The organism is Halorussus salilacus (assembly GCF_024138125.1).
Lineage (GTDB): Archaea > Halobacteriota > Halobacteria > Halobacteriales > Haladaptataceae > Halorussus > Halorussus salilacus.
The window spans coordinates 2,319,373-2,331,388 of the sequence record NZ_CP099993.1 but is presented as its reverse complement, the minus strand read 5'-3'; the positions used below and the strand labels follow the sequence as shown (position 1 = coordinate 2,331,388).

The following is a 12,016-nucleotide window of genomic DNA, read 5'->3' as shown; positions in this document are numbered from 1 at the left end:
GATTCATAACGTCCCCGCCTAACTACCACGTATGCAAACCCACGTCGTCCCGGTCGGATTCGACTACGACCGGCTCATCGCCCCGCTCGTCCGCGACCAGCTGGACGTGGACCGCGTCATCCTCCTCGAAGGAGCGGTCGGGAGCGAGGCCAACGTCGAGTATTCCCAGAACCTCTCGGAGAAGCTCGAACAGGACTTCCGGAACCTGCTGGGCGCGACCACCGAGCGCGTCGTGGTCGAGGACGTCTACGACTACGACACCGCCTTCGAGCAGGCGTTCGACCTCATCAACGCCGAACTCGACGCCGACCGCGAGGTGTGGGTCAACATCTCCGCGATGCCCCGGACCGTGAGCTTCGCGTTCGCGACCGCGGCCCACTCGGTGATGGTCGAGCGCGAGGGCGAGCGCGACCGCATCCACACCTACTACACCGCGCCCGAGAAGTACCTCGAAACCGAACTCGCCGAGGAACTCCGCAGGCAGGTCGACCTGCTCGAAGACCTCCGGGCGGGCGACGACGAGGAACGGGCCGCCGACCCGGGCGCCGACGAGCGCATCGTCGCGCGACTCGAATCGGCCCGCGACCTCCTCGCGGAGTTCGACGAGCGCGGGACCACCATCGGCGCGAAGGAGGTCGGCGACGGCCACATCGTGGAACTCCCGGTCGCCTCCTTCTCGAACGTCAAGCCCTTCGAGGAGCTCATCCTGTTCAAGCTCGGTGAGGACGGCGAGTTCGCGTCGGTTTCGGAGCTCGCAGAGGCGCTGGCGCGCGAGCTCGGCGAGGAGTACACCGACAGCTTCCGGTCGAAGGTCATCTACAACGTCGACCGGCTCGGGCCGGGCGGGAAAGGGTACATCGAGCAGGAGGAACGCGGGAAGTCGTATCGGACGCGGCTGTCGCGCATCGGGGAGCTGTGGGTTCGCGCGCACGGGGACGGGGAGAATTAGTCTTCGTCCGGGAGGACCTCTCTGGTGACGTTGTACTCTTTGTATCCGACGTTGCTACGATATTCCATGTGAACGTATTCTGGGCGTTCCTCCGTTTCGAGCGATAGGAAATCATCGACGCGCAAAATACTGCCTCTTTTTGATTCTAGTTCTTTCCAATCTTTACGAGAGTTGTAAGCAATCGCCACCGAAAGTTCGTGAGCGGGACCGCTCCCGAGATTCAGTAGTCCGTACTTCTCCCCCCGTTTGCCCACAAACAAAGTCGGTTCGACGCTTGCCTCTCTATCTCGTTTACTTTCTCGTACAGAAAGGAGTGTAAACACCGAGGTTAGTAAAGTAATTGTAATTACGAGTGCTCCTTGGAGGCCAATAGACAGGAGCGATGCTAAGCTACCGAAAATTAGACTGATTCCGGTTACAAATACGATTCCGACCAAGCAGAGAGAGACTCCATCGAAAGAAAAGTTCTCAGTAAGTTCAGTAAGATACTCGCTTGAGAGTCTCCCTTTTGAAAACCAACCACCTTCTCTGATACCCTTCTGCCTCATTAGTTCTTGTTCGGAAGGCACTGACTCGTTCATAGGACGACTTGAAGACATACGCTCGACATATATCGCATCCTACTTGAAATAGTCCCTCGTCTGAGTAGAGTCTCTCCTTCACGCGACCGCTTCGGGGAGACCGAGACGACCGACGCCTACGCCACGTACCGGTCCCACAGCACCAGCAGTGACGGCAGGACCGTCATGCAGGCCACGAAGGCGAACACGATGCTGAGGCCGGTGACGATGCCGAAGCGCCGGATGGGCGGCGTGAGCGCGAACCCGAGGACGCCGAACCCGGCCGCCGTGGTCGTCGCGCTCCCGAGCAGCGCGCCGCCGGTGCCGGTGATGGTCGTCCGGAGCGTCTCGGCGGTCGAGTCGGAACCCCGGCGCTCCTCGACGAACCGCTCGCTGAAGTGGATGCTGTAGTCGACGCCCAGACCGATGGCGAGGCTGGTGATGACCGCGGTCTCGGTGTTGAACGGGATGTCGAGCACCCACATCGTCCCGAGGAGCCACGCCAGCGCGCAGACGACCGGCACGAGCGTGACGACCCCGAGCGCGGGAGCGCGGTAGCGTCGCCAGTACAGCGCGGCCAACAGGCCCAGAATCGCGACCAGCGTGACAGCCAGCGCCTCGACGAGCGTCTCCAGCAGGCCGTCTTGGGCGACCGCGGTGACCACCTGCCCGCCGGTGGCGATGGCCGACGCACGGGGCGCGTCGGCCACCGCCTCGGCGACCGCCCGGGTGTCGGCGGCGGCGTCCTGCGCGGAGGCGCTCCCGCGGACCGACAGCGACAGTCGCGCCGCGACGTACCGGCCGTCGTCGGTCCGGTGGAGCACGGTCGCGGCCTCCTCGGGCGCGGCGTCGAACAGCGCGTCGTAGACCGCGGTGAGGTTCTCGTCGGGGAGACCGTCGCCGTCGGTGTCGCTCGCGTCGATTCGGCGGGCGAGGTCCTCGTCGCGGTCGGCGACCGACCGGAGCACGGTCGCGGGCGACTCGACGGTCGCGGTGCCGTCCGACCGCGCGACGAACGCCGCGCGGTCGGACGCGACGCGCTGGCCCTCGACGATTCGGTCGAGCGTCTCGGGGTCGGTCACGTTGCCCTCGACCAGCACCTCGGTCTGGCCCCCGCCGCCGGGCCGCGCGAACGAGTCGCCGACGAACTCGGCGTTCTCCCGGATGTCGTAGTCGCCGGGCGCGAGCGGCCCGGGGAGCGACTTGGCCCACTCGGGCGCGTCGAGCGGCAGGAAGTCCTGCTCGTTGAACTCGGTGTCGATGTCGGTTGCCGCGACCCCGCCAGCCGCTGAGACGACCAGCGCGAGCGCGACGACCGCCACCGGGACGCGGAGGGCGGCCTCGCCCCCGACCGAGAGGACGCGGTTGGCGACGCCCGCCTCGACGCCGAACGCGGTCTTGCGGCGGTCGCGGCCGCGGTCGGCGAGCCACCCGTCGAGTTCGACCTTGAGCGCAGGGACGAGCAGGCCGAACACGACGAAGGTGGCGAAGATGCCCGCGGCCGACAGCAACGCGAAGTCCCGAATCGCGGGGATCGAACTCACGAGGTTCGAGAGGAACCCGATGCCGGTCGAGAGGGTCGCGGCCGCGAGCGCGACCAGCACGCCCGCGAGACCCGCCCGCATCGCGGCCGCGGGGTCGGCCTCGGGGGCCTCGCGCCCGGCCTCCCGGTAGCGCATCACGACATGGAGCGCGTAGTCGATGGACAGGCCGATGAGCAGGAACGGGACGGCGATGAGTAGCTGACTGCTCGGAATCCCGAGCCACCCCATGACGCCGCCGAGCCACGCGAGGACGAGGCCGACGCCGACCAGCCCCAGCGCCACGTCGAGGACGTCCCGGTAGGCGACCGCGAGCACCACCAGCACGAGCAGGAACGCCAGCGGTAGCAGGACGACGAAGCTGTCGACGAGCGCGTTACCGGACTCGGACTCGACGATGCCCGCCCCGAAGACGAACGCCGAGTCGCCGAAGCGCTCGTCGACGATGTCGGCGATGGCGACCTGCGCGTCGAAGGCCTCGTCGGTCGTGACTCCCGTCGAATCGTCGTCCGTCGCGTCCTCGTCGCCTGTCGCGCCCTCGTCGCCGGTCCCGCCCTCGTCGGTCGTCTGGAAGACGAACAGCGTCCGGGCCTCCGCGTCGGTCGTGCCGGGTTCGTAGTCGCTGGGGAGGAACCGGTAGGGGTCGGCCGGGACCGACTCGCTCTCTGGGTCCAGCACCGCCGAGAGAACGCGGTCGAACTCGTCGTCGTCCATCGATTCGAGCCGGGAAATCTGGTCGTCGAGCGACGGCGTCCCCGTCGCCGACTCGCCGCCCCCAGCGTGAATCGCGGCGGTCGCCACGAGGTTCGCGAGCCCCACCGTCGGGCGGTCGTCGGCCAGCGTCGGTCCGATCTCCTCGTCGTCGCGGAGGGTCCGCTGGAGGCGCAACGTTTCGACCATCGACTCGCGGGTCAGTACGTCGTCGCCTCGGACCACGACCTGTGCGACGGTCCGGTCGTCGGTCGAGAAGTTCGCCTCGATGTCGTCGAGCGCGCGCTGTTCGGGCGAGTCGGCCTGTACGTCGCCGATGGACCGCGAGTCGGGCGAGGGGTCGACGCCCGCAGCGACGCCCGCGGTCACCAGCAGTAGTATCACGATTACGAGCCGACTGTGGGACACCACGAAATCGGCGACTCTGTCTCCGGCGGTCATTCGTCCGGACATAAACTCCCAACTGTATCAAGGTTTACCATCGAACTGAGGTGAAGCCCCGCGACCCGAGACCTCACTCCAGCGCGTACAGCAGGCCGTCGCCGGTCCCGACGAACAGCCGCCCCTCGGCGGGAACCGGCGAGCCGGACACGGGCGGGTCGATGGCGACCCGCCAGCGCTCGCGGCCGTCGCGGGTCCACGAGACGACCTCGCCCCCGCTCCCGACCGCGTAGACGCCGCGCTCGCCGACCGTCGGCCCGCCGTAGTACGTCTGTGCCTCCCCGGTCCACTCGACCTCGCCCGTCGCGGCGTCGAGCGCGCGGAGGGTGCCGTCGAGACAGCCAGCGTAGAGCACCCCGCCCGCGAGCGCGGGCGAGGCCTGCACGCCCTCGGGCGGGTCGGCCCGCCAGACCTCCTCGCCCGACTCGGCGCCGAGCGCGACCAGCGGGCCGGTCCCGGTCGGCACGTAGACGAGGCCGTCGCCGACGACCGGCGCGCCCACGGGGTTGAACCGGGGCGACTCGCCGAGCGGCCGCGACCAGACCTCGGTTCCGTCCGCGAGGTCGATGGCGTGGACCGTCCCCTGCGTCTCGGCGTCCCGCTGGTCGTCGTCGCGCGCCGCGGCGTAGACCACGCCGTCGGCGACCGCGGGCGCGCCCCAGACGCTCGTCTCGACCGGAAACTCCCACCGGACGGTGCCGTCGGCCGCGTCGACGGCCGCCACGCGGCCGCCGTCGGCCGAGTGGTTCGCACCGATTCCGGCGACGAGCAGGCCGTCGGCGACCGAGGGCGGGGACTGGGGGTAGTCGAGGTCGGTCCGCCAGCGGCCGTAGCCGACCGCCCGGCCGAACGCGCGCAGGCCGCCGTCGGCCGCGACGCCCCGGAAGCCGTCCCGCGTCGGGAACGCGAGCGTTCCCTCGGCGAGCGCGGGGGTGAGTTGCGTGTTGTCGGCGTCCCCGTCGTGCCACCGGACCGACCCGTCCGCGGGGTCGAGCGCGAACACGCCGTCGTGCCACGCGTTGGCGTACACCGCGTCGCCGACCAGCGGCTGGGTCGAGTTGCGGTAGTAGCTACCGCCGACGCGGACCCACGCGACGGTCGGCTCCTCGGCGGGTCCCTCGGCGTCGGGATTGTGGGCGGTGTTTGCGGTGTCGAAACCGAACTGGGACCAGCGCTGGTCGTCGGGGACCGATTCGGTACCGGCGCATCCGGCCGCCGCGACCGCGCTCGCGGTCGCGGTAGCGGCGAGGAGTTCGCGCCGGGAGAGCGAGATGGGCGAGGACGTGTCGGACGGCATCGGGTTTCGGGTGTCACGCGCGCCACAAAACGATTCCGGAGCGGCGGGTCGGCTTCGGTCGTTCTCGTTACGTCTCGCCGCCCTTCGCTTCCAGCTTCTTCACCCGGGTCGAGAGCGCGAGGAACGTCGCCGCGAGGGTGAGCACGACCGCCCCGGCCGCCGCCACGTCGTGGGCCCCGAGCGCGTGGTCGTAGCCCGCCGCGGTCCACTCCGCGGGAATCGTGGTGTGGTGGGGGTCGCCCACGACCGGGACGAAGTAGTCCACGAGGTCGTTGAGGCCGTACCAGCCCACCGCGACCGCGACCGCCCGGACCGGGAAGTCCGAGTAGCGGTGGATGACGAACGCCTCGGCGACCATCCCGAGGTGGCTCCAGAACAGGAAGTTGTACATCGCCCAGTGGAGATACGAGAAGTCGGACCCGAACGCGAGCAGGACGTACGGCGTCCAGAGGCCGAGCTTGATGCACCCGAAGAAGGCGAGGGCGTCGAGCCACGCCCGCTGGCGGCCGAGCTTCCAGCACGCGAGGCTCGCCGCGATGAACAGCGTGGCGACCGGGCTGTCGGGGACGAACGGCCACATCACGACCGGTTCGAACTCGAACTGCGGGAGGTAGTAGTAGAAGCCGAACGCGGTGCCGAGGAGGTTTATCGCGACGATGGCCCACGCGTACCGCAGACCGAAGTCCTCCAGCCACCGCGGGAGGGGTGCGACGTACCGCGGGAGGTCCTCCGGGTCGGGGAGGTCCCCGCGTCCGGGGAGGTCCCAGCGTTCGGGAAGCGCCATACGGGGTCGCTCGCACGTCCGGCGCAAAGCTTTGGCGGTCTGAATCGAACCCGAGCGACGGGTCGTTCTGGGTCGGAACGCGGGAGGTCCGAGGATTCGGTGTCAGCGGGGACGAGTCCGCCGAGACGCTAGCTACTCCCGACACCTGTGAGGACCGCACCGCACAGCACCCCAACCGCACCGCGACCGCACCCCAACCGCACCGCGCCCCCGTCCCTCCCCACTCGCGCGCCTCTCGGAGGCGCGCGAGTGCATCCTGACCGCGGAGGCCCGGACGGGAACGGCGTTTCGCAGGCCAACCGGACCACGGGACGCGCAGGCGGCGCACGAGTGCGCCGCCTGCGGGGAGGAACGGGGATGCCTCGGCGGATGAAGGGCGAACGAGGACAGCGCGCCGCGTTGCGGCGCGCTCGCCGAGTGAGGGCTTCTTTCTCATAGGTGACGCCAGTAGCTAGCGACACGGCCGACGAACCAGTAGTCCCGGTAGCTACCGACACTGGACCCGAATCAGTCATCCTCGAACCCGAATCAGTCATCCTCGAACCCGAATCAGTCGTCCTCGAACCCGAAGCGACCCAATCACGCGACCTCGGCAATCTCGTGGGCAATCGGTACGCATTAACCGTTCGCCTCGAAATCGTCTGACATGGCCGAACCGACAGACATCGAGGAACTCAAGCGCGGTAGCGAACTCGTCAAGCGCGGGTTCGCCCGGATGCAGAAGGGCGGGGTCATCATGGACGTGGTGAACCCCGAGCAGGCCCGCATCGCGGAGGACGCGGGCGCGGTCGCGGTGATGGCGCTCGAAGCCGTCCCGGCCGACATCCGCAAGCGCGGCGGGGTCGCCCGGATGGCCGACCCCGCCGACGTCGAGGAGATAATCGAGGAGGTCTCCATCCCGGTGATGGGCAAGTCCCGCATCGGCCACACCACGGAGGCCCAAATCCTCGAATCCGTCGGCGTCGACATGATAGACGAGTCCGAGGTCCTCACGCCCGCCGACGACAAGTACCACATCGACAAGCGCGAGTTCACCGCGCCGTTCGTCTGCGGCGCGCGGAACCTCGGCGAGGCCCTCCGCCGAATCGAGGAGGGCGCGGCGATGATCCGCACCAAGGGCGAGGCGGGCACCGGCGACGTGAATCAGGCGGTCCACCACCAGCGCACCATCAAGGGCGAGATTCGCAAGCTGGAAGGGATGACCCACGAGGAGCGCGAGGCCTACGCCCGCGACATCGAGGCCCCCGCCCACCTCGTCCACGAGACCGCCGAGGCGGGTCGGCTCCCGGTCGTCAACTTCGCGGCGGGCGGCATCGCCACCCCCGCCGACGCCGCGCTCATGATGCACCACGGCTGTGACGGCATCTTCGTCGGGTCGGGCATCTTCGGCGCGGAGGACCCCGAGGCGATGGCCGACGCCATCGTCGAGGCGACGAACAACTGGGACGACCCCGACCGACTCGCCGCCATCAGCAAGGACATCGGCTCGGGCATGAAGGGCGAGGCCAACGCCGACCTGCCCGACGAGGAGAAGCTTCAGGGTCGCGGGAACTGAGTCCGAGCCCCCGAGACGCTACTCGGCGGCGAGCAGTTCCTCGGCCTCTGGGAACAGCACGTTGTTCTCCTTGTGAACGTGCAGGTGCATGTCCTCTTCGAGCATCTGCAGTCGGTCGAGCATGTTCCGGTAGCTCGTGCAGGCGTCGTCCGGGACCGCGTAGTCGTCGCTCAGCGCCCAGATGCGTTCGAGTCCGGACGCCGCGGCGTCGTGTTCCGATTCGAGGTGGTCGACGGCCTCCCGAATCCGCTCTTCGTCGTCGGGCGCGAGCGACTCCGCCCCGTCGAGGGCCACCAGCTCGGGGAAGACGTTCTCCTCCTCGTCGGCGATGTGGTGGGTGACCTCCTCCCGGAGGTCGAGGAACTCCGATTCGATCTCCCGGAGCTCCGGGTGGCCGTCGCCGTGGACCCGCGCGACCTTCCGCACGACGCGTTCGAGCGACGGGAGTTCGTCCCGGAGGTAGTCGTGATGGGTCTCGACCACGTCGTCGACGAGCGCCGAGAGCGATTCGGGGGTCGTCTCGGCCGGGTCGGCCGAGCGGGCGTCCTCCAAGCGTTCGAGCACGGATTCGAGTTGGAGGTCGCTCTCCTCGCAGGCCCGTTCGAGCGCGACGTCCCCGCCACAGCAGTAGTCGATGCCGAGCGATTCGAACACCGGCGCGAATTCGGGGTTCTCCCTGACGAGCCGTCCGAGTCGTGTCTCCGGGTCGATTGTCGATGTCATGGTCGTGTACTGGAAGGCGTCCGAGTCGGCCGCCGTCGGAAGCGCGGCGGCGAGTCGCCGCCAGCGAGTAGCGAGTATCGAGTAGCGGCGGCCCGGACGCTCACAATCGACCAGAGCAACTACCTGCCAAAGCGCCTTCCCCCGAACATCTTCCCACGTCACCGCATTCGACGGGGGACTCGAGTCCCTCATCGGCCGTCCCGAGAGCCGACTCGGGTCCGGAGACACCGCCTCGACCCACCGGGAGAGTCGTGGCGCGGTTGCTGAGGCGGGCGGTCGTTCGCTATCGCATTCATGTAATTATATAAACCATCTATAGTCAATATTCCCGTGAAGACGAATGGTTGATATTCCGGATGACGAATACGAAGAGAGGATTGCACGCGCCCGACTAGCCCGTGAAGAAGCGAGACAGACCATCGACGAGCAGACGGCTACGCTCTCAGATATCGACGAGAAGGCGATTCAGATATTCCGAATCAATCTCGTGGTCGCAAGTATCCTCGTTACCGGCCTCTCGATAGCCGTAAGCGCCGAAGATGTCTCTCTCGACGTTCTCATCACGCCGTACACGACGACGGGAGGAGTATTGCTATTCACGTCCATAATCCTTTCATCCGTGACATATACGTCTACTTCCGAGAGAATCGGGATCGCAAAAGAGGCGATAGAGGACAGCATCCTGAATCAGAAGTACGATTACGATTTAATCGAGGAGGAGATCGCACTCGAATACGGTCGGATGATACGGTACAACTTCGAAAAGAATGCGTCGAATGCCCTCCTGTTCACACTGACCTTGTTAGTCGCCGTAGGTTCGATTTTCTACCTAACGCTCGGAATCGTAGATATCCACAATTCCATAACTCTCCACCCGTATAGTAATCTGGTTATAATTGGGTTCTTCTTACTTTTCGGGAAAGTGAGCGGGCTTTACGGAACGACGCGTCGGTGGTGGAAGCTAACTGACCCACCAAGACGGTTCGAGACCTGGTTTCTAAACTGGAAGAATCAGATTTCTGATTTGCTAAGTGATGGCGAAGATACTTGAGGCCCGCAACCTAACACACACTCATGAGCGGATCATCCGAAGAAGACCGCGAACGCCCCGATATCGAGTCACAGATGGTCTTCAAGGGCGACTTCAGCGACGAAGACGGGAGCGATGAGTGACGAAGACGATACTACGGACGATGGGAAACGAGACCGTCCAGACATCGAGACGCAGTTAGCGCTAGACGAGGACGAAGCCGACGAAGAAAGCAGTTGAACGTCACCGACAGAATTCCGCACCCGTCCCGACCTCGGTCTGATACGCCCGGGCGTCGACCCCCTCCTCACCGAACGCCTCGACCATCGCGCCAGCCACGCGCTGGCGCGTCCCGGACCGACACACCGCCAGCACGGTCGGTCCCGCGCCAGACACCGTGACGCCGGTCGCGCCCGCGTCGCGGGCGGCCGACTCGACCGCGTCGTAGCCGTCGATGAGGGCGGCGCGGGCGGGCGTCACCACCGGGTCTCCCATCCCCCTGCCCACCAGTTCGGGGTCGTCCCTGCACATCCCCGCGACCAGCGTCGCGGCGTTGCCCACCGTCTCGACCATCTCGTCCATCCCGACCTCCTCGGGGAGGACACCCCGGGCCTCGCGGGTCGAGACCACGGTCTCGGGCAGGCAGGCCACCACGTCGAGGTCGGCGTCCATCCGCGTCACGTCGTCGTCGGTGACTATCGTGAACCCCCCGAGGATGGCTGGCGCGACGTTGTCGGCGTGGGCCTCGCCCGAGACCGCGGCCTCGCCGTGCGCGGCGACCCGGACCAGTTCCTCTCGGGTGAGCCCGCGGTCGTAGAGTTCGTTTAGCGCGACCGCGGCGGCCGCGGCACTCGCGGCCGACGACCCCATCCCCGAGGAGGGGCGGACGCCCTTGTCGATCTGGATTCGCGCCGGGGCGTCGAGTTCGCGGGCGACCACGCCCGCGGTGTTCTCGGCCGGGTCGGTCGGGATGAACTCCGCGCCCGCGCCGGTCACGTCGATGCTCGTCTCGTCTGCGCGCTCGACCCGAACCACGTCGGCCGGGCGGGCGAGCGCGACGCCGAACACGTCGAAGCCGCTCCCGAGGTTCGCGCTCGTCGCGGGGGCCCGGACCGTTACCATGTCCGTGGATTGTGAGGGCCCCAGCAAAAATCTGCCGGGGAACGGCGGTGGTTCGGCGTCGGACTCGCGAGTGAGACGTGAGCGAACCTGAAATACCGCAATCCGTACGTATCTGTATAAATTTATAAACGAAGGAGAAAATATGCGAAACATGCACCGACGGACGCTACTGGGCGCGGGAGGTGCTTTGCTGACGAGCGGCTGTCTCAGATTCATCGGCGAAAGCGAGTCGGGGGACGGAGCCGACCCGGACGAGGAGAGCGACCCGGACGAGGAGAGCGACCCAGACGAAGACGGGGCGTCGAGTGACGGGCAGGCCGGAGGAACCAACTATCCGCTCGGAGTCGGCGAAGACGGCGTCTCGACGACGCTCGCTGAGACGCACGCGAGTCGGCTGTCCGAACGGACGTACACACTCGACTTCGAGTTTCAGGACAGTTCTCGCGAAGACGCCGAAGAGACGACCGTCGTGATGGACGACGAGCGAGCGACGATAACGAAGAATCCCGGCTGGGACGAGAGTCGACCGATAGAGTTCTACTACGACGGCAACGACGGCTGGTGGCGCCAGACCCAAGAGGGGGACGTCTGGTACGGTTACATCGACATCCGCCCGGAGGGGGTCCCATACGACATCGAGCCCGAACCGGCGACGTTCGCCCTCGAACTCGAAGCGTTCATCCGCGCTGGCTCGTTCGGACCGCCGGTCGAGGAGGACGACGGCGAGCAGTTCGAGCTCACGTCGAACAGCGTCGCCGACGAGGACGCGCTCAGTGGCCCCACCGGCTTCGGAGACTACCGACTCGGGGATATCTCGGCCACGCTCGTCGCCACGTCCGACGGCATCGTCCGGTCGTTCGAGGGTGCGTTCGACGCGACCAGCGACGGCGAGGACCGACTGCTGGAGAGCGAACTGGCCGTCACCGATATCGGCGAGACGACGGTCACCGAACCCAACTGGGCCGAGACCGCCCGGGACCGCGCGCCGACCATACGGGGCACACTCGCCGACGACGAGCGGTCGCTGACGCTCGCACACGAGGGCGGGCAAGCCGTTCCGGCAGGGGCAGAGATCATCCTCGACAGGGCTCCCGGTTCGGCCGAGGAGCAGTGGTACAGAGACGCGCTCGATACGGACCTCACCAGCGGGGAGTCCCTGCACGTCTGGGTCGCAGACGGCGAGATACGGTGGTCGACCGAGCGGGCCGAGTCGGGCGACCGGACACTCGACGAAACGTGGCTGTTGGAGTTCCACCTCAACTGGGCGGACTACGTCTCGAAGCAGATTCAGCACTTCTGAGCG

11 protein-coding genes are annotated in these 12,016 nt (G+C 67.0%); 5 read left to right on the top strand and 6 right to left on the bottom strand.

What is annotated here, in order from left to right; all coding sequences use genetic code 11:
- The first annotated feature begins 31 nt into the window (after nucleotides 1-31).
- Nucleotides 32-949: an HFX_2341 family transcriptional regulator gene (locus NGM10_RS11955; protein ID WP_253479054.1), complete on the top strand. Its 918-nt coding sequence runs from the start codon at nucleotides 32-34 to the stop codon at nucleotides 947-949.
- Here NGM10_RS11955 and NGM10_RS11950 read toward each other — a convergent pair.
- The 4 genes from NGM10_RS11950 to NGM10_RS11935 all read right to left on the bottom strand — a co-directional run bounded on the left by NGM10_RS11950 (nucleotide 946) and on the right by NGM10_RS11935 (nucleotide 6,283).
- On the bottom strand, nucleotides 946-1,530 hold the full coding sequence (locus tag NGM10_RS11950) for a hypothetical protein (protein WP_253479052.1): 585 nt from the start codon (nucleotides 1,528-1,530) through the stop codon (nucleotides 946-948). The two genes, NGM10_RS11955 and NGM10_RS11950, sit on opposite strands and share 4 nt — an antisense overlap.
- 116 nt (nucleotides 1,531-1,646) lie before the next feature.
- Entirely contained in the window at nucleotides 1,647-4,202 is a 2,556-nt protein-coding gene (locus tag NGM10_RS11945; RefSeq protein ID WP_253479050.1) for an efflux RND transporter permease subunit, read from the bottom strand.
- A 73-nt stretch (nucleotides 4,203-4,275) separates the two neighbouring features.
- Nucleotides 4,276-5,499, bottom strand: a complete 1,224-nt coding sequence (locus tag NGM10_RS11940) for an outer membrane protein assembly factor BamB family protein (RefSeq protein ID WP_253479048.1) — start codon at nucleotides 5,497-5,499, stop codon at nucleotides 4,276-4,278.
- Nucleotides 5,500-5,566: 67 nt separating this feature from the next.
- The gene (locus NGM10_RS11935) at nucleotides 5,567-6,283 is read right to left on the bottom strand and encodes a DUF1405 domain-containing protein (protein ID WP_253479046.1); all 717 of its coding nucleotides are present in this window, start codon (nucleotides 6,281-6,283) and stop codon (nucleotides 5,567-5,569) included.
- A gap of 438 nt (nucleotides 6,284-6,721) precedes the next feature.
- On the opposite strand from NGM10_RS11935, the gene NGM10_RS11930 reads away from it, so the two are divergent.
- Both NGM10_RS11930 and pdxS read left to right on the top strand, forming a co-directional pair.
- A complete protein-coding gene (locus tag NGM10_RS11930; RefSeq protein WP_253479044.1) occupies nucleotides 6,722-6,928 on the top strand; it encodes a hypothetical protein in 207 nt (68 codons plus the stop codon).
- A 1-nt stretch (nucleotide 6,929) separates the two neighbouring features.
- On the top strand, nucleotides 6,930-7,838 hold the full coding sequence (gene pdxS / locus NGM10_RS11925) for a pyridoxal 5'-phosphate synthase lyase subunit PdxS (RefSeq protein ID WP_253479042.1): 909 nt from the start codon (nucleotides 6,930-6,932) through the stop codon (nucleotides 7,836-7,838).
- 18 nt (nucleotides 7,839-7,856) lie between these two features.
- Here the strand turns inward: pdxS and ric are convergent, their stop codons facing one another.
- Nucleotides 7,857-8,561 carry an iron-sulfur cluster repair di-iron protein gene (ric, locus tag NGM10_RS11920; protein ID WP_253479039.1) on the bottom strand — a complete coding sequence of 235 codons (705 nt, stop codon included), beginning with the start codon at nucleotides 8,559-8,561 and terminating at the stop codon, nucleotides 7,857-7,859.
- Nucleotides 8,562-8,901: 340 nt separating this feature from the next.
- On the opposite strand from ric, the gene NGM10_RS11915 reads away from it, so the two are divergent.
- Nucleotides 8,902-9,612 (top strand): hypothetical protein, encoded by a 711-nt coding sequence (locus NGM10_RS11915; protein WP_253479037.1) that lies wholly within the window; start codon nucleotides 8,902-8,904, stop codon nucleotides 9,610-9,612.
- Nucleotides 9,613-9,834: 222 nt separating this feature from the next.
- On the opposite strand, the gene NGM10_RS11910 is transcribed toward NGM10_RS11915, so the two are convergent.
- Nucleotides 9,835-10,713: a homoserine kinase gene (locus tag NGM10_RS11910; protein ID WP_253479035.1), complete on the bottom strand. Its 879-nt coding sequence runs from the start codon at nucleotides 10,711-10,713 to the stop codon at nucleotides 9,835-9,837.
- 151 nt (nucleotides 10,714-10,864) lie between these two features.
- On the opposite strand from NGM10_RS11910, the gene NGM10_RS11905 reads away from it, so the two are divergent.
- Nucleotides 10,865-12,013: a DUF7537 family lipoprotein gene (locus tag NGM10_RS11905; protein ID WP_253479033.1), complete on the top strand. Its 1,149-nt coding sequence runs from the start codon at nucleotides 10,865-10,867 to the stop codon at nucleotides 12,011-12,013.
- Nucleotides 12,014-12,016: the final 3 nt, after the last annotated feature.